Origin of the sequence: Pluralibacter gergoviae ATCC 33028 = NBRC 105706 (assembly GCF_001598855.1) — a bacterium.
Lineage (GTDB): Bacteria > Pseudomonadota > Gammaproteobacteria > Enterobacterales > Enterobacteriaceae > Pluralibacter > Pluralibacter gergoviae.
Window position 1 is genome coordinate 135,588 of record NZ_BCZS01000010.1, and the last position, 17,695, is coordinate 153,282.

The window sequence follows — 17,695 nt, forward strand, 5'->3', positions numbered from 1 at the left end:
ATTAACGAGAGACGTGTCAGGCTTTTTTGTTTTTGTCGCCGGCCCGACACGTTTCCCCAACCTGGGCCATTCTATGATTAACGTTTTTGGGCATCTTAACCCCGATAGTGACGCAATCTGCAGCGCCGTGGCTACCGCGTGGTGGCTGAATCAGCGTGGTCAGCGGGCAAAAGCCTGGCGGCTGGGCGAGATGAATCGCGAAACCCAATTTATTTTTCAGCAGGCGGGCGTGAGCGCCCCCGAATTGCTACAGGGTTCCCTGAAGGATAAGCCCGTCTGGCTGGTGGATTTTACCGAGCCGGCCCAGGGACCGGAGACGCTTGAAGAGAGCCTGGTTCTCGGCGTTATCGACCATCACCGCCTCGGCGGCCTCTTTACCCGCGAGCCTGCGGATATCTGTATTAAACCCTTCGGCTGCAGCGCCACGGTGCTGTGGGAGACGATGTCGCCGGAGATCCGCCGCGCGCTGCCGCCCTCCCTTGCCACCCTGATGCTGGGCGCGATCCTCAGCGACACGATTGCCTTCCGCTCCCCCACTACCACGGAAACCGATCGCCAGGCGGCCACCCGCCTCAGCGCGCTGGCGGGCATCGACTGCGAAGCCTTCAGCAGCGAGCTGCTGCAGGCAAAAACGGATATCCGCGGTATTGATGCGCAAACGCTTCTGCACCGCGACCTGAAGTCCTTCACGCTGCAGGGGAAAAAGGTCTTTATTGCCCAGATTGAGCTTGCCAGCCTGCGGCAGGTGGCAGAACTGCAGCCTTCTCTGCTGCATCAGCTTGAAACGTTAGCAAATGAAACCTCTGCCGATATCTGTGTGCTTATGCTGACAGATATAAGCCATACCTGTTCAGAACTTTTCTTTTCCGGTCCGGCGCGTCCGGCAGATTCATCCTGCCGCGTGCCGGGAATGCTCAGTCGCAAGAAGCAGCTGCTCCCCTGGCTGGATGAGCGACTGAATGAGCTCAGGAGGACATCATGAACAACTACCGGCATGCCATGGTGATGGTTGAAAACGTTGACGATGGCGCCGCGCTGCTCAACTGTGTGGCACCGTTAGCGCTCGATCCCCAGTCGCCTACCGAGATCACCCTTTCTCATTTCAGCGAAGATTATCGGGCCATGAACTACATTTCTGACAGCATGATGGATGACGCCGTTGCTGAGGATGTGATTAAAGCAAAGGCCATGCTCAGCCATCTGGTTAAGATCTCGCCATTCCCTATTAAAACGCTACAGCTTGTTACGCTCCGCCAGTTTGATGATGTGGAGAAGTGTATCGCCGATCTGAAAATCGATCTGGTGATTGTCGGCCACCGCAATCGCCTGTTTGGTACTTTCACATCCCGCGCATTCGACCTTATTAACCATTTGAATACTGATATTTTAATCCGTCACATTCCTGATAAAGGAGAGCACTGATGAACGTTATTATCAATAAAATCCAGGCCCGTGAAATACTCGATTCCCGCGGTAATCCTACCGTTGAGGTCGATATCACAGACAGCACAGGCATAACTGCCAGAGCTTCTGTGCCTTCCGGAGCCAGCACCGGCTCGCGGGAAGCGGTAGAGAAGCGCGATGGCGACAAGTCGCGCTACCAGGGTAAAGGCGTGCGCGAAGCGGTGAATGAGATTAATACTCGTATTAACGATGCGCTGAAGGGACTTGATGCCAGCGACCAGCGTCTGATCGATAACACCCTGATCGCGCTCGACGGTACGGAAAACAAACAAAGCCTGGGCGCCAACGCCCTGCTGGGCACTTCGCTTGCGGCGGCGCGTCTGGCGGCCAACAGTCATCATCAGCCGCTATTTCGCTATCTGGGCGGACTGGCCGCCAACCTGCTGCCGGTGCCCTGCATGAACATCATTAACGGTGGGGTTCACGCCCGCGGCCAGGGCGCGGATTTCCAGGAGTTTATGATTGCTCCCCACGGTGCGCCGTCGCTAACCGAGGCCGTGCGCATGGGCAGCGAGGTCTATCAGACGCTGCGCCAGCTGCTGCTTGAAAAGGGCCTCACTGTCGGCGTTGGCGACGAGGGCGGATTTGCGCCTGCGGTGACCTCTAACCGCCAGCCGCTGGACTTTATTGTGCAGGCTATCGAACGCGCCGGCTATCGCCCAGGGGAAGATATCAGCGTCTGCATGGATCCGGCCTCCAGCGAATTTTATAAAAATGGCCGTTATCATCTGCATACCGAAGGCGCCGACCTCACCGCCGCAGAGATGACCGACTACTACGCGGAGCTGCTTAAAGACTATCCGATTATCCTGCTGGAAGATGGCCTTGCCGAAGATGACTGGGACGGCTGGAAGGTGCTGCACCAGCAGCTGGGCGATAAAATCGAGCTGGTGGGCGACGATCTGTTCGTGACTAACGTGAAGTATATCCGCCGCGGGATCGAAGAGAACCTGGCGAACTCGGCGCTGATCAAGCTCAACCAGATAGGTACCCTCAGCGAAACCTTTGATGCCGTCGCGCTTTGTCACCAGAACGGCTGGGGCACCTTTATCTCCCACCGCAGCGGTGAAACCACCGACAGCTTTATCGCGGATATGACCGTCGCCCTGCGCGCCGGACATCTGAAAACCGGTGCGCCATGCCGCGGTGAGCGCGTAGAGAAATACAACCAGCTGATGCGCATTGAACAGGCACTGGGCGATGATGCTCACTATGCCGGGCGTAACGGCTTTATCCGTCGCTAATCATTCCATTGTCTCCGACATCCGGCCGCAGGCCGGATGTCTCCCGCGTTGCCTGGCGTGAGCCTTATATGATGAAATCCCTGATTGCCGTCATCATTGGCGGCTCGGTCGGCTGCGCCATTCGCTGGCTGCTTTCCGTGCGTCTGAATGCGCTGTGGAGCCGACCCTGTCGCCTGGAAACTGCTGATCACTACCGGCCTGTGCGGTAATCTCCGTGCTGGGAGCGCTGATGATGACTGTGCTGGGATTATGTGGCTGGCGTAGCCGCCTGCTTAAACAGAGCCAGTAAGCGGGCAACGGGCTCATCAAGAGGAACGAGGCTCTCCCTGACGATCAGATGCAGCGGCGTTGCCCGGCGGGCGCCGTGGTGCAGAGGGAGCTTTCTGAGCTCTCCGCTAGCCAGCGCATCGGCGATCCGCTCTTCCGGCAGCCAGCCGTATCCTACCTGGGTCATTACCGCTTCCATCGCCGCATCTATTGTTGAGAAGGTCCAGCTATCACCCTCTGGCCGGAGCTGTCGATCGGCGATGCGGATCGCTGGCCAGTCGTTGAGCTGGTTTTCCGACAGCGGGGCAGGGAGCTGCAGAAGGGGGTGATGTTGATGTGCTACGGCGACGAAATCAACATTCATCAGCCATTCGCCGCGTCCGCCATTCAGCTGGCGACGGGTGAGCACCATTACATCGGCTTCGGCCAGCGTCGGCGCATCTTCGCTGATGCTTTCCAGTACCTCCGTCAGCCGGACCTGGATCTGCGGATACTGCTGCTGGAACTGGCGCAGGATAGCGAACAGGCGGCGGCGGGGAAAGATACTATCGACCACCAGATCCAGCTGCGCCCTGGCGCCGTCGCGCAGCGTGGCCGCCCGGTTTTCCAGCCGGGTAAATGCCTGAAGCATCGGCTTTACCTGCCCCAGCAGCAGTTCACCTTGCTCCGTCAGCACGGCTTTTCTCCCCTCCTGGCGCAGCAGCGCCAGCCCCAGCCGCTCCTGCAGCAGCGACAGGTTATAGCTCACCGAGGACTGGCTGCGGTGGGTCTCTTCCGCAGCCCGGGCAAAGCTGCCCAGCGCCACCACTCTCTCCAGCAGCGCCCACTGCTCAAGGGTTGTCTTATGCATAATTTATCGAATTATTGAATGAGAATGAGTTAAAAATAGCGTTATTAATTAAAAATTCAAGAGTGTAGCCTGTCTGTAACGCAACAGAGGAGACACAATATGAGCACTTTTGATAAACATGACCTGAGCAGCTTCGTTGGCAAACACCTGGTTTATACCTACGATAACGGCTGGAACTACGAGCTGTACGTGAAAAACGATCGCACCGTCGATTACCGCATCCACAGCGGTATGGTCGGCAACCGCTGGGTCAAAGATCAGCGGGCGTATATCGTTCGCGTCGGGGAGAGCATCTATAAAATCTCCTGGACCGAGCCGACCGGCACTGACGTCAGCCTGATCGTCAATCTCGGAGACCGCTTGTTCCACGGCACCATCTTCTTCCCGCGCTGGGTGATGAACCACCCGCAGAGAACCGTCTGCTTCCAGAATGAGCACATTGCCGAGATGGAAACGTATCGTGATGCCGGCCCGGCCTATCCAACGGAAGTGATTGATGAATTCGCCACCCTGACCTTCGTGCGCGACTGCGGCGCGGACAACGATGAGGTGATTAACTGCCCGGCCAGCGAGCTGCCGAAAGATTTTCCGGCAGGACTTAAATAACTACGGCTCCACGATCTCAATCAGCGACGGCGTCAGCGCGAGCGGCGTTGCCGTACACGCCGCCAGGCTTACGCCCTCGTGCAGCAGGCTGCTCAGGTGACAGCCTCGCGGCGCGCTGCTGTCCATCGCCACTATCTGCCACACGCTGCCGCCGCGCTGCTTCACCATTGCCTCTTTGCGGGTCCAGATTTGCCAGAAGAGGTCGAGCCTGCCGGCATCGGCGGCCTGCTCCATCAGCGCATGTTCGCCGACGGTGAATACCGCATTTGCCAGCTGCTGCCACGTCGGATGCGGGCGCAAACGCTCGATGTCGCAGCCTACCGGCCCTTCATCGCTGAGCAGTAGAATGATCTCGTCGCCGCTGTGGCTGAGGTTAAACCACGGGCCGCGCGCTTTTTCAAATTCCGGTTTTCCCTGCTCGCCGTAGTGTACGGGCGGCAGCGGCGACACCGCGCGGCTGAGCAGCGCCCGCCCGGCAATCCAGGCGCTGTGGCGCGGGCCGGCGGGGGCCTGTGCCGCCAGCGCAGCCGGCAGGGCGGTCTGTGAAAGGGCCGAAATGCTTCCCAGAAACAGGCGGTACATGCAAACTCCAGGCTATCAATGCAAAAAGGAACGCGTTTGTCTTTATTGGCCCGCGACTTTCCCACAATGTGACGCCGATTACTACCGGATTGGCCGCATTTTGCTTAACCCGGCAGCCGACTCTTCGGCCGCCCGGGCCCCAGCAGGATAGCCAGCTTGCTGCCGCCCTGGGTGGTCTCCATCCAGATTTTGCATACGCTGGTCAGCGGTACCGACAGCAGCATACCTACCGGCCCCAGTAGCCAGCCCCAGACCAGCAGAGAGAGAAAGACCACCAGCGTAGACATTCCTAGTCTGTGACCCATCAGGCGCGGCTCGAGGATATTGCCCAGCAGCATATGCACCACCAGAAACAGCGCGCCGACCAGGGCGCACTCGTACCAGCCGTTGAACAGCAGGGCCTGCAGCATCGGCGGGATAGCGGAGATAACCGAACCGATATTCGGCACATAGTTGAGCAGAAACGCCAGTACGCCCCACATCAGGGCGAACTGTACGTCGAGCAGCAGCAGACCGAGCCATACCGTTACCCCGGTAAGCAGGCTGATGAAGGTCTTCAGCGCCAGATAGTGGCTGACGCCCTTGAGCGCGCGGTGGAGGCGGGCAATATGGATCTGCGGATTGACCAGCGCAAAGCGCATTTTGTAGGGGACGTGGCGCGCCTCGAACAGCATAAATACCACCGTCATCATCAGCAGCACCACGCTGACCATCGCCCCGGAGAGCTGGGTCATCATGGTGGTGGCGAAGGTCATCATCCTGTCACCGTCGATGCGCTGCAGCAGGCGCTCGGGCGACATGTGCAGATGCAGGAACGGCAGCAGCTCCTGCAGTTCCAGCAGCTTTTTGGTCAGTTCGCGGTTATAGGTCGGCAGCAGCGCGGAGAAGTCGCTTAATGAGGCCGCCAGCACGCCGCCCAGCGCGGTCAGCACGCAGAGCATCACGAAAACGACAATCGCAATGGCGGCGGGGCGCGAGACGCGGCGGCGCACAAACCAGGTCACCAGCGGGTTGAGGACGATGGCAAAAAAGAGCGCCAGCAGCAGCTGAACGATAATATCGGCGGCGGCGTGAATGCCGGCCAGAATAACAACCAGGCACGCCAGTTTTAACAGAATATGCAGACCCGCTTTATCCGCGGCAGGGGTGGTCATAGGGACATCCTTATGAAAGGTAGTCCCTTAGTGTAGTGCGTGGCGCGCGGTTGACTATCGGAAAGTCAGCTGATTTTAACGGCCCGGCGAAACGGATTCACCGGGCGCGGGCGGGATCAGGAGGCCAGGCAGAGTTTGCCTTTTTCGATATTCTGCACCAGCCACTGGGAGATGCGCGACTGCTGGTCGGCATTCAGCCACATGCCCTGCTTGGTGCGGCGCCAGATGGCGTCGTCGAGGCGGCGCACCCATTCGTGCTCGACCAGGTAGCGCAGCTCGGCCTCGTAGAACTCGTGGCCGAAATCTTCGCCGAGGTCGGCCAGCGTTTTGGCCTCGCCGAGCAGGACTTCGCTGTTACTGCCGTAGGTGCGGGCATAGTGGCGCGCCAGGCTCTCGCTGATAAACGGATAGCGGCGGCGCAGCTTCGCGGCGTAGTCGTCGCGGCTGCCGCCCAGTTCGCCGCCCGGCAGCACGGCCTCTTTGGTCCACGCCGGGCCGATACCTTTATAGTACGGAGTCAGTTTTTCCAGCGCGTGCTCAGCCAGCTTGCGATAGGTGGTCAGCTTGCCGCCGAATACCGACAGCAGCGGCGCCTGGCCGTTCACGTCGTGCACGTCGAGGGTGTAGTCGCGGGTGATGGCCTGCGGCGAATCGGACTCGTCGTCGCACAGCGGACGCACGCCGGAGTAGGTCCAGACAATATCGTCCCGCCCCAGCTGCTTTTTAAAGTGCGCATTATAGACTTTCAGCAGATAGCTGATTTCGCCTTCGTCGATCTCGACGTTCTTCGGATCGCCTTTGTACTCCTGATCGGTGGTGCCGATGATCGAAAACTCGTCCATCCACGGAATAACAAACACGATGCGCTTATCTTCGTTCTGCAGAATATAGGCCTGCTTCTGGGTGTGGACGCGCGGCACCACGATATGGCTGCCTTTGATCAGGCGAATGCCGTACGGCGACGGCAGATGCATCCCTTCGTCGAAGAAGTGCTTCACCCACGGGCCGGTGGCGTTAACCAGGCCGCGGGCCTGCCAGGTGTGCTTCTTACCGGTATCAATATCTTCAGCCTCGACGATCCACAGGCCGTTTTCGCGGCGGGCGGAGGTGGCGCGGGTGCGGGTCAGCACTTCACCGCCTTTCTTCACCACCATCTGGGCGTTGGCGAGCACCATGCGGGCGTCGTCGACCCAGCAGTCGGAGTATTCAAAGCCGCGGGTGATCTCAGGCTTCAGCACCGACTCTTCGCCGAAGCGCAGGCCGGTAGAGCCGGGCAGGCTGGTACGTTTGCCGAGGTGGTCGTACATAAACAGGCCGATGCGGATCATCCACGCCGGGCGCAGATGCGGGCGGTGCGGCAGGCGAAAGCGCATCGGGAAGGCGATGTGGGGGGCCATTTTGAGCAGGACTTCGCGCTCGGCCAGCGCTTCGCTGACCAAGCGAAACTCGTAATGTTCGAGATAGCGCAGGCCGCCGTGGATCAGTTTAGAGCTGGCGCTCGAGGTCGCACAGGCAAGATCCTGCGCTTCCAGCATCAGCACAGACAGCCCGCGCCCGGCGGCATCAACCGCGATACCGGCACCGTTGATGCCACCGCCTATCACAATCAGATCTTTGGTTTCCATGCTCAGTCCTCGTGCGCTTTCGTTTCAGCTCATAAATGTTCGTTATCGCTCAATATAGCAAAAAAACGCGCACTTGGTAACATCGAAAAAACATTTCAGAGTGATGCATGTAACAAATTAGCGTTTCACTGGCTCCTGAAAGTACACTTGGCGGTAGACTGTTGCCGGATTCTGTCCCGCGCCACCCACCTGTATATAAAAGAAAGAGAGCACCATGGATCAGTTTGCATGTATTAACGTTGAAGAAGCCCATCAGAAGCTGCAGCAGGGGCTGGCGGTGATGGTGGATATCCGCGACCCGCAAAGCTACGCCCTCGGGCACGCGCCCGGCGCGTTTCACCTGACCAACGATACGCTGGGCGCGTTTATGCGCGAAAATGACTTCGAGCAGCCGGTGATGGTGATGTGCTACCACGGCAACAGCAGCAAGGGGGCGGCCCAGTATCTGCTCCAGCAGGGCTATGACCAGGTCTACAGCATTGACGGCGGATTCGATGCCTGGCACCGACATTTTCCGGCCGAAGTGGCGCACGGGAGCTAAGACGGTATACTGTCCCCTTTTGTGTGGAATAAGCGACAACCCCGTATGTTGATGATTACCTCTTTTGCCAACCCGCGCGTTGCCCAGGCGTTTGTCGACTATATGGCAACCCAGGGTGTTATCCTGACGATTCAGCAACATACCCAAACCGATATCTGGCTCGCCGACGAAAGCCAGGCCTCCCGCGTTCAGGATGAGCTGCAGCGCTTTTTAGAAAACCCGGCCGATCCGCGCTACCTGGCGGCGAGCTGGCAGTCGGGCAATACCCAAAGCGGCCTGCGCTACCAGCGCTACCCGTTTCTCGCCACCCTCAAAAGCAACGCCGGTCCCTTTACCTGGACCATTACTGTCGCCTGTATCGCGGTATTTATCCTGATGAATATCGTCGGCGATCAGGCGGTGATGATCTGGCTGGCGTGGCCCTATGATGCGGAGCTGCAGTTCGAGGCCTGGCGCTACTTTACCCACATTTTCATGCACTTCTCGCTGATGCATATCCTCTTCAACCTTCTGTGGTGGTGGTATCTCGGCGGCATGGTCGAGAAGCGTCTCGGCAGCGGTAAGCTGGTGGTCATCACGGTGATTAGCGCGCTGCTCAGCGGCTTTATGCAGCACAAATTCGGCGGGCCGTGGTTTGGCGGCCTCTCCGGCGTGGTGTATGCGCTGATGGGCTATGCCTGGCTGCGCGGCGAGCGCGACCCGCAGAGCGGCATCTTCCTGCAGCGGGGGCTTATTCTCTTCTCGCTGATCTGGCTGGTCGCGGGCTGGTTTAATGTTTTCGGCATGTCGATTGCCAATGGCGCCCACCTTGCCGGACTGGTGGTGGGGCTGGCGATGGCCTTTGCCGATACGCTTAATGTGCGAAAACGAACATAATATTCAGGGTCTTTTGATGAAACAAACGCAGCGTCACGACGCCATAATTGAGCTGGTTAAGCGGCAGGGCTACGTCAGCACCGAAGAGCTGGTCGAGCAGTTCGCCGTCAGCCCGCAGACCATTCGCCGGGACTTAAACGACCTGGCCGATCAGCAGATGATCCTGCGCCACCACGGCGGCGCGGCGCTGCCGTCCAGTTCGGTGAATACCTCATGGCACGACCGTAAAGCGACGCTGACGGCGGAGAAAGAGCGCATTGCCCGCAAGGTGGCCAGCCAGATCCCCAACGGCTCGGCGCTGTTTATTGATATCGGCACCACGCCGGAGGCGGTGGCCCACGCGCTGCTCGGCCACGCCGATCTGCGGGTGGTCACCAACAATCTCAACGTTGCTAACACCCTGATGGCGAAAGAGGATTTCCGCGTGATCCTCGCCGGTGGGGAGCTGCGCAGCCGCGACGGCGGCATTATTGGCGAAGCGACGATGGACTTTATCTCCCAGTTCCGCCTCGATTACGGCATTCTCGGGATCAGCGGCATCGACAGCGATGGCTCGCTGCTGGAGTTTGACTATCACGAGATGCGCACCAAGCGGGCGATTATCGACAACTCTCGCCACGTGATGCTGGTGGTTGACCACTCCAAGTTCGGGCGCAACGCGATGGTCAATATGGGCAGCATCAGCATGGTCGATGCGGTTTACACCGACGTGATGCCGCCCGCCGGGGTGATGCGAGTCATCACTGAACACAGCATCCAGTTGGAGCTGTGCTAGCTAAACGCCGTAGCCCATCATTTTCAGCAGCTGCTGGGCGTGCTGCACCGCATCCTGACGGTGCGCCACGCCGAGCTTCTGGTACAGATTGCGGATGTGGGTTTTGATGGTGGTGGCCGCCACGTCCAGCTCGCCGGCAATCTGGTCATTGCTGTAGCCGGAGTAGATAAGCCCCAGAACCTGCCACTCGCGCTGGGTCAGCGGGCTGGTGCGGATAAGCTCCGGCACCTGCGGGTGGTTAAGCAGCCGCTCGACAAAATTCTCATCAAAGTGGGCGAACTTGTGCCGGTGGTGCTGATTAATCTCGCGCAGGATGCGCTGGGCGCGGTGCTGTTCCAGCTCCGGCAGGTTGCCCAGCTGCAGCAGCTGGCGCAGCTGCTGCGCCATCGCCTCGCCTTCAATCACGAAGTGGCTGATAAAACCGGTGCGGTTAGCCAGCGCCAGCGCCTCCATCAGTACGCGCTGGGCATCGTTTTTACGGCCCGCCTGCCAGTAAAGCTGGTTAAGCAGCAGCAGGTTGCGGTTGAGATCGCTCATCAGGCGCAGGGCGCCGGCGTTTTCATTCAGCTCTTCCAGCACTATCTCCGCTGACTCAAACTCCCCGAGCAGGATCTGCGCCCTGGCGATGTTGCGCCACTGGGTCTGCAGGAAGTGATTGTTGGCAAAGGCCGGCTTCGGCGTCTGCCGCAGCCAGTTGGCCGCCGCCTTCAGATCGCCGGTCATCTGCCAGTAGATCACCCGCACTTTATCGGCGTTGGAGACCCAGTCGCTGTGGTACTGGCCGTTGCCGAGCAGGTTTTCCAGCCGGTTGAGGTGGTTGCGGGCGTTGTCGAGGTTGCCCCGCGCCAGCGAGCTCTGCACCAGCAGCGCCAGGCACTGCAGCTGCTGCTGCGGCTGGTAGCTGGCGAGTACTTCCATACCGTGGCGGGCGCTGAATTCAGCCTCATCAAGCCGCGCCCAGGCCCACAGCAGCTGGGCGCGGATGCGCAGCAGGAACTCGTGCATCGGCAGCTGTTCCAGATGCTGGTCGCGGACCAGCTGGAAGCCTTTCTCCTGGGATTCCCACGCCGCCTGCAGGAAGCCCTGGGCAAAGAGAATTTCGCTCTGCTGAATGAGGCTCCACAGGGCGTAATGCCAGACCTCGTGGCGGCGGGCCATCTGCTCGGTCTGCTGCATCACCCTCAGGGACGGGCTCAGTTTGCCCCGGCAGTGCAGCACCTCGCCGTGCACCGACGTGGCGACGATGCGGCTGTAGTAGCTGGCGAGCGGCAGTTCGGCGAGGGCGACCATTGACAGCCGGTCCGCCTCGTCCTGGTTGCCGTCGTTGATGGCGACCTGGGCGCGCAGGGCGTTAAAGTCGCCGTGCAGGGAGGCATCCATCTCGCCCTGCATCTCCTCCTCGACGCGGGCCAGCAGGGTATTGACCTCGCTGTAGCGGTGCTGGCTCTGCATCAGCCACGCCTGCAGCAGCACCAGGCGCGGGTTTTCCAGCAGGCTCTCCCAGGGTAACGCCGCGAGAGAAGCCTCCAGCAGCGACAGTTCGCTGTGGTGGAACAGCCCCCAGGCGTGATTGAGCAGAATGTCGCGCAGCATTGCGGCATCGCCCGCAGACAGCGCGTGGTGTATGGCCTCGCTCGGATAGCCCTGCGCCATCCAGCCTTCGGCGGCGGCGCGGTGGATCTCCGGCAGCTCGGTGGCCAGTTCCCACTGGCAGCGCTGGCGCAGGAAGCTGCCGAACAGCGGATGGTAGCTGAACCACTCGCCGGAGTTGTCCATGCGCTGTAAAAATAGCCCCTGGCGCTCTACGTCCTCCAGCCGCATCTGGCCGTTCTCTTCCCCGGTGACCCGGACGATCAGCGCATCGTTCATCGAGCGCAGCAGCGCGCTTTTCAGCAGAAAATTGCGGGTAGGGCCATCGACGTTGTCCAGCACTTCGTCCACCAGGTAGTCTGACAGGTGGCTGGCATTAATGCCGGAGAGGCGGCGTGCGGACTGGTGCACCGCGCTGCTGTCCTGGCGCGCCGAGAGGGCAATCAGCTGTAGCGCCGTCGCCCAGCCCGCCACGTCGTCGCAGACCCGGCCTATCTCCACCTCTTCAATAGGCGAACGCAGGCGGCAGTCGAAGAACTGTTTGGCCTCCTGATGGTTAAACGCCAGCTGCTGGCTGCCAATCTCCAGCAGTTGCTCCCGCACCCGCAGATTAGCGATGCCGAGCTGGGGCAGATTACGCGACAGGACCACCAGGGTCATATTCTCCGGCTGGTGGCGCAGGAAAAAGCGCATTGCGTCGTGGATAACCGGATTAACGATCAGGTGATAGTCGTCGATCACCAGGAACAGCGGGCGCTGCCAGCTGTTCAGCTCGATAAATAGCTGCGAGAAGAGTGAGGTGAGGCTGGCATACTGACGCTTTTGTACCATGGTTTCACTGGCGGTGCAGTGGCCGCCCGTCGCCTGCTGCACGGCGGCGACAAGATAGCTGGCGAAGCGCTCCTGCTGGTTATCGCCGTCATCCAGTGAGAACCAGCCCAGGCCGCTTTTTTCCGCCGCCCACTGCGAAATGAGGGTTGTTTTGCCATAGCCTGCCGGGCTGGTGATCAGCGCCAGCCGGTAATTGTTCGCGCCGGACAGCTTGGTCAGCAGCCGCTCACGGATCACAGTGTGATCCAGGCGAACCGGGCGACTTAATTTGGACGGAATCAACATAGGTTTATCACTTCACTGTGAGAAAAAAGCCTGTCTGGATCCAAACTGGCTGCGCCAACGACGCTTGGGGGAGTAGGCTTAAGGAGTTTTTTTGAGCTTCGTAATTAATGGCCATAAAGTCGGATATATGGCGAGTTATTGCAAGTTATGTCCGAATTTGATGTCCATGAATTTGCACTCTGTCACAAATATTAACGAATAGTAAATAAAACCCTGAAACCGGTGCCAGCGCGCATGGTTGCTGGTTTTGTAAGGTTAAGCAATTGTTAGCAAGTCGGCTTTGTTTGCCGGGACGATGTGGCGCACTATGTGGCGCAATGGCAGGAAAGTATTAGCGGGCAAATCTTACGCATTCCGCTAACGTTATAGTGGCGAAGATCACACTTTACGCTCATCCCCGCCGCTCCTCCCCGGTGAATCCCCGCCGGGATGAGGACGGCGGCGGCTCTGACTGACACACTAGCGCCAGTGTTTTAGCTAACAGGATTGATGCATATGTCACAGACGACCTTTCACAAAGAACAGTTTCAGGCTGCCCTGACCCGTCAGTGGCAGCGTTTCGGTTTGCGCGCCGCCGACGAGATGACGCCGCACCAGTGGTGGCAGGCGGTCAGCGGCGCGCTGGCTGAGCTGCTGGCGGCGCAGCCGGCGGCAAAACCGGTAAAGGAGCAGCGCAACGTTAACTATATTTCGATGGAGTTCCTGATTGGTCGCCTCACCGGCAACAACCTGCTCAATCTCGGCTGGTATCAGGAGGTCAGCGATGTGCTGAAAGGGCACAACGTTAATCTTACCGATCTGCTGGAGGAGGAGACCGATCCGGCGCTCGGCAACGGCGGCCTGGGGCGGCTCGCGGCCTGCTTCCTCGACTCAATGGCCACCGTCGGCCAGCCAGCCACCGGCTATGGCCTGAACTACCAGTACGGCCTGTTCCGCCAGTCGTTTGCCGACGGCCAGCAGATGGAGGCCCCGGACGACTGGCAGCGCGGCAGCTATCCGTGGTTCCGCCACAACGCGGCGCTGGATGTGCAGGTCGGCATCGGCGGCAAAGTGGTGAAGGGGCGCTGGGCGCCGGGCTTCACGATTACCGGCCAGGCCTGGGATCTGCCGGTGCTCGGCTACCGCAACGGCGTGGCGCAGCCGCTGCGCCTGTGGCAGGCGACCCACGCCCATCCGTTTAATCTCACCAAATTCAACGACGGCGACTTCCTGCGCGCCGAGCAGCAGGGTATCGACGCCGAAAAACTGACCAAGGTGCTCTACCCCAACGACAACCACCTGGCGGGAAAAAAGCTGCGCCTGATGCAGCAGTACTTCCAGTGCGCCTGCTCGGTGGCCGATATCCTGCGACGCCACCATCTGGCCGGGCGCAAACTGCACGAACTGGCCAAATTCGAAGTTATCCAGCTCAACGACACCCATCCAACTATCGCGATCCCCGAGCTGCTGCGGGTGCTGATCGACGAGCATCAGCTGTCCTGGGACGACGCGTGGGCCATCACCAGCAAAACCTTCGCCTACACCAACCACACGCTGATGCCGGAGGCGCTGGAGTGCTGGGACGAAAAGCTGGTGAAAGCCCTGCTGCCGCGCCATATGCAGATCATCCATGAAATTAATAAGCGTTTTCAGGCGCTGGTTGAGAAGACCTGGCCCGGCGACGAGGCAACCTGGGCGAAGCTGGCGGTGGTCTACGACCGACAGGTGCGGATGGCAAATCTGTGCGTGGTCAGCGGCTTTGCGGTGAACGGCGTGGCGGCCCTGCACTCCGATCTGGTGGTCAAGGATCTGTTCCCGGAATATCACCAGCTGTGGCCGAACAAGTTCCACAACGTCACCAACGGCATTACGCCGCGCCGCTGGATCAAGCAGTGCAACCCGGCGCTGGCGGCGCTGCTGGATAAAACGCTGAAGAAAGAGTGGGCAAACGATCTCGACCAGCTTATCGCCCTTGAGAAACAGGCCGACAATGCTAAATTCCGCAAAACGTACCGCGATATCAAGCGCGCTAACAAGCAGCGGCTGGCGGCGTTTGTGAAGCAGCGCACCGGGATTGAGATTAACCCAGAGGCGATTTTTGATATCCAGATCAAGCGCCTGCACGAGTACAAGCGTCAGCACCTCAACCTGCTGCACATTATTGCGCTGTATAAAGAGATCCTCGACAACCCGCAGGCCGACCGCGTGCCGCGCGTCTTCCTGTTCGGCGCCAAGGCGGCGCCGGGCTACTACCTGGCGAAGAACATTATCTTTGCCATTAATAAGGTCGCCGAGGTTATCAACGCCGATCCGAAGGTGGGCGATAAGCTGAAGGTAGTGTTCCTGCCGGACTACTGCGTGTCGGCGGCGGAGATGCTGATCCCGGCGGCGGACGTGTCGGAGCAGATCTCGACGGCGGGTAAAGAGGCCTCCGGCACCGGCAACATGAAGCTGGCCCTCAACGGCGCGCTTACCGTCGGCACCCTTGACGGCGCCAACGTGGAGATCGCAGAGCAGGTCGGCGAAGAGAACATCTTTATCTTCGGCCACACTGTCGAAGAGGTTAAGGCGCTGAAGGCTGAGGGCTACGACCCGGTCAAGTGGCGTAAAAAGGACAAGCAGCTGGACGCGGTGCTGAAGGCGCTGGAGAGCGGTAAGTTCAGCGGCGGCGATAAGCACGCCTTCGATCAGATGCTGCACAGCATCGGCAAGCAGGGCGGCGACCCCTACCTGGTGCTGGCGGACTTTGCCGCCTACGTCGAAGCGCAGCGGCGCGTGGACGAGCTGTACCGCGACCAGGAGGCCTGGACCCGCGCCGCCATTCTGAATACCGCCCGCTGCGGTATGTTCAGTTCAGATCGCTCTATCCGCGACTATCAGGCCCGCATCTGGCAGGCAAAACGCTAAGGGAGTGCTATGGAGAGCAAACGTCTGGAGAAAGCCGCGCAGGCGGCGGGCATCAGCCCGAGTTACATCAACGCCCACGGCAAGCCGCAGTCGATTAGCGCAGATACCACGCGCCGCCTGCTGGAGGCGATGCATCGCGAGAGCGCGGCGGCGGGGCCGGTGCCCAACGTGCAGGTCTTTATCCGCGGCAAAACCATGACCCTGCCCGTGGCGGGCAGCGGCGACTACCGCTGGATGCTGACCACCGAAGAGGGCGGCCAGCACCAGGGCAATATCGCCGGCGGTAAGGCGCTGGCGCTGCCAAAGCGGCTGCCCGAGGGCTACCACACGCTGACCCTGACCCGGGACGGCGAGCGCTGGCACTGCCGGGTGATTGTTGCCCCCGGACGCTGCTACGAGCCGCAGGCGCTGAAGCAGGGCGACAGGCTGTGGGGCAGCTGCGTGCAGCTCTATACCCTGCGTTCGGAGAATAACTGGGGGATCGGCGATTTCGGCGATCTCAGGGCGATGCTGCCGGAGATAGCCTCCCGGGGCGGCGCGTTTATTGGCCTCAATCCGATCCACGCGCTCTATCCGGCCAATCCGGAGAGCGCCAGTCCCTACAGCCCCTCCTCCAGGCGCTGGCTGAACGTTATCTACATTGACGTTAACGCCGTCGAGGATTTTCGCGACAGCGAAGAGGCCCAGGCCTGGTGGCAGCTGCCGGATACCCGCCAGCTGCTGGCCGCCGCCCGGGCGTCAGAGTGGGTGGACTACGCGGCGGTGACCGCGCTGAAGATGGCGGCGCTGAGGCTGGCGTGGAAGCGCTTTTCGCAGCGCGACGACCGCCAGATGTCGGCCTTCCGCACCTTTGTCGCCGATGAAGGCGAGAGCCTTTACTGGCAGGCGGCCTTCGATGCGCTGCACGCCTGGCAGGTGAAAGAGGATCCGCAGCGCTGGGGCTGGCCCGCGTGGCCGGAGGCGTATCGGGACATCCACAGCGGTAAAGTGAAGGCGTTCTGCCGGGAGCACGCCGACGAGGTGGACTTCTTCCTCTGGCTGCAGTGGCTGGCGCACGGCCAGTTCGCCGACTGCTGGCAGGTCTGCCAGCAGCAGCAGATGCCCATCGGCCTCTACCGCGATCTGGCGGTGGGCGTGGCCGAAGGCGGAGCGGAGACCTGGTGCGATCGCGAACTCTACTGCCTCAAGGCCTCCGTCGGCGCGCCGCCGGATATTCTCGGCCCGCTGGGCCAGAACTGGGGCCTGCCGCCGATGGATCCCCACGTCATCGTCGCCCGCGCCTACGAGCCGTTTATCGCCCTGCTACGCGCCAATATGCAGAACTGCGGCGCGCTGCGTATCGATCACGTGATGTCGGTTCTGCGCCTGTGGTGGATCCCCTATGGAGAAACGGCGGATCGCGGCGCCTATGTCCACTATCCGGTGGACGATCTGCTGGCGATCCTCGCCCTGGAGAGCAAGCGCCATCAGTGCATGGTGATCGGCGAAGATCTCGGCACCGTGCCGCCGGAGATCGTCGGCAAGCTGCGCAAGAGCGGCGTTTACTCTTACAAGGTGCTCTACTTCGAAAGCGACCACCGCAAGGTGTTCCGCAGGCCGCAGGATTATCCGCCGCAGTCAATGGCGGTCGCCACTACCCACGATCTGCCGACTCTGCGCGGCTGGTGGGACAGCGGCGATCTGTCGCTGGGTAAAACCCTCGGCCTCTATCCCGATGACGAGGTGCTGCGCGGGCTTTATCAGGAGCGCGAGCAGGCGAAGCAGGGGCTGCTGGAGGCGCTGCACAAGGCCGGCTGTCTGCCGAAGCGCGCCGGGCACAGGGCGTCGCTGATGGGCATGACCGACACCCTCAATCGCGGCATGCAGCGCTACATTGCCGACAGCGGCAGCGCGCTGCTGGGCCTGCAGCCGGAGGACTGGCTGGATATGGCCGGGCCGGTTAACGTTCCCGGCACCAGCAGCCAGTATAAAAACTGGCGCCGCAAGCTGACGGTGCCCCTGGAGGCGATGTTCGCCGATCCGCGCGTCAACCGGCTGATTAAGGATCTGGACCGGCGGCGGCGGGCGGCGAAGAAAGCCTAGCCCTCGCGTCAGCGCCGCTCTATCCGGCACCGTGAAG

The 17,695-nt window shown here is 60.6% G+C and carries 15 protein-coding genes; 10 read left to right on the plus strand and 5 right to left on the minus strand.

Annotated elements, in window-relative coordinates:
* Positions 1-73 precede the first annotated feature (73 nt).
* The 4 genes from ENGE1_RS12390 (at position 74) to ENGE1_RS28025 (ending at position 2,917) form a co-directional block, all read left to right on the plus strand.
* Positions 74-982 (plus strand): manganese-dependent inorganic pyrophosphatase, encoded by a 909-nt coding sequence (locus ENGE1_RS12390; protein WP_048254541.1) that lies wholly within the window; start codon positions 74-76, stop codon positions 980-982.
* Positions 979-1,422 carry a hypothetical protein gene (locus ENGE1_RS12395; RefSeq protein ID WP_048254540.1) on the plus strand — a complete coding sequence of 148 codons (444 nt, stop codon included), beginning with the start codon at positions 979-981 and terminating at the stop codon, positions 1,420-1,422. Before ENGE1_RS12390 ends, ENGE1_RS12395 begins: the two co-directional genes overlap by 4 nt.
* Entirely contained in the window at positions 1,422-2,708 is a 1,287-nt protein-coding gene (gene eno, locus ENGE1_RS12400) for a phosphopyruvate hydratase (protein ID WP_048254538.1), read from the plus strand. Before ENGE1_RS12395 ends, eno begins: the two co-directional genes overlap by 1 nt.
* A gap of 68 nt (positions 2,709-2,776) precedes the next feature.
* Entirely contained in the window at positions 2,777-2,917 is a 141-nt protein-coding gene (locus tag ENGE1_RS28025) for a CrcB family protein (RefSeq protein WP_240500543.1), read from the plus strand.
* Positions 2,918-2,955: 38 nt separating this feature from the next.
* Here the strand turns inward: ENGE1_RS28025 and ENGE1_RS12405 are convergent, their stop codons facing one another.
* Positions 2,956-3,825, minus strand: coding sequence for a LysR family transcriptional regulator (locus ENGE1_RS12405; protein ID WP_043081219.1), 870 nt, complete (start codon positions 3,823-3,825; stop codon positions 2,956-2,958).
* Positions 3,826-3,924: 99 nt separating this feature from the next.
* Here ENGE1_RS12405 and ENGE1_RS12410 point away from each other — a divergent pair, with 99 nt between their 5' ends.
* The gene (locus tag ENGE1_RS12410) at positions 3,925-4,431 is read left to right on the plus strand and encodes a phenolic acid decarboxylase (RefSeq protein ID WP_043081218.1); all 507 of its coding nucleotides are present in this window, start codon (positions 3,925-3,927) and stop codon (positions 4,429-4,431) included.
* Here ENGE1_RS12410 and acpT read toward each other — a convergent pair whose 3' ends face one another.
* From acpT to glpD, 3 genes are all read right to left on the minus strand, one after another.
* Positions 4,432-5,013 carry a 4'-phosphopantetheinyl transferase AcpT gene (acpT, locus tag ENGE1_RS12415; protein WP_043081217.1) on the minus strand — a complete coding sequence of 194 codons (582 nt, stop codon included), beginning with the start codon at positions 5,011-5,013 and terminating at the stop codon, positions 4,432-4,434.
* Between the two features lie 104 nt (positions 5,014-5,117).
* A complete protein-coding gene (locus tag ENGE1_RS12420; RefSeq protein WP_043081216.1) occupies positions 5,118-6,167 on the minus strand; it encodes an AI-2E family transporter in 1,050 nt (349 codons plus the stop codon).
* A 116-nt stretch (positions 6,168-6,283) separates the two neighbouring features.
* On the minus strand, positions 6,284-7,792 hold the full coding sequence (glpD, locus tag ENGE1_RS12425) for a glycerol-3-phosphate dehydrogenase (RefSeq protein WP_043081215.1): 1,509 nt from the start codon (positions 7,790-7,792) through the stop codon (positions 6,284-6,286).
* Positions 7,793-8,006: 214 nt separating this feature from the next.
* On the opposite strand from glpD, the gene glpE reads away from it, so the two are divergent.
* From glpE to ENGE1_RS12440, 3 genes are read left to right on the plus strand one after another with little or no spacing between them, the layout of a single operon-like run.
* Positions 8,007-8,333: a thiosulfate sulfurtransferase GlpE gene (glpE, locus tag ENGE1_RS12430; RefSeq protein WP_043081213.1), complete on the plus strand. Its 327-nt coding sequence runs from the start codon at positions 8,007-8,009 to the stop codon at positions 8,331-8,333.
* 45 nt (positions 8,334-8,378) lie between these two features.
* A complete protein-coding gene (glpG, locus tag ENGE1_RS12435; protein WP_043081211.1) occupies positions 8,379-9,209 on the plus strand; it encodes a rhomboid family intramembrane serine protease GlpG in 831 nt (276 codons plus the stop codon).
* A gap of 16 nt (positions 9,210-9,225) precedes the next feature.
* Positions 9,226-9,984, plus strand: a complete 759-nt coding sequence (locus ENGE1_RS12440) for a DeoR/GlpR family transcriptional regulator (protein WP_043081210.1) — start codon at positions 9,226-9,228, stop codon at positions 9,982-9,984.
* On the opposite strand, the gene malT is transcribed toward ENGE1_RS12440, so the two are convergent.
* A complete protein-coding gene (malT, locus tag ENGE1_RS12445) occupies positions 9,985-12,690 on the minus strand; it encodes an HTH-type transcriptional regulator MalT (protein WP_048275824.1) in 2,706 nt (901 codons plus the stop codon).
* Between the two features lie 495 nt (positions 12,691-13,185).
* Between malT and malP the strand changes: the two genes are divergently transcribed.
* Together malP and malQ are read left to right on the plus strand one after the other, a co-directional pair.
* A complete protein-coding gene (malP, locus tag ENGE1_RS12450) occupies positions 13,186-15,576 on the plus strand; it encodes a maltodextrin phosphorylase (protein ID WP_048254534.1) in 2,391 nt (796 codons plus the stop codon).
* A 9-nt stretch (positions 15,577-15,585) separates the two neighbouring features.
* On the plus strand, positions 15,586-17,658 hold the full coding sequence (malQ, locus tag ENGE1_RS12455) for a 4-alpha-glucanotransferase (protein WP_048254532.1): 2,073 nt from the start codon (positions 15,586-15,588) through the stop codon (positions 17,656-17,658).
* Positions 17,659-17,695 lie beyond the last annotated feature (37 nt).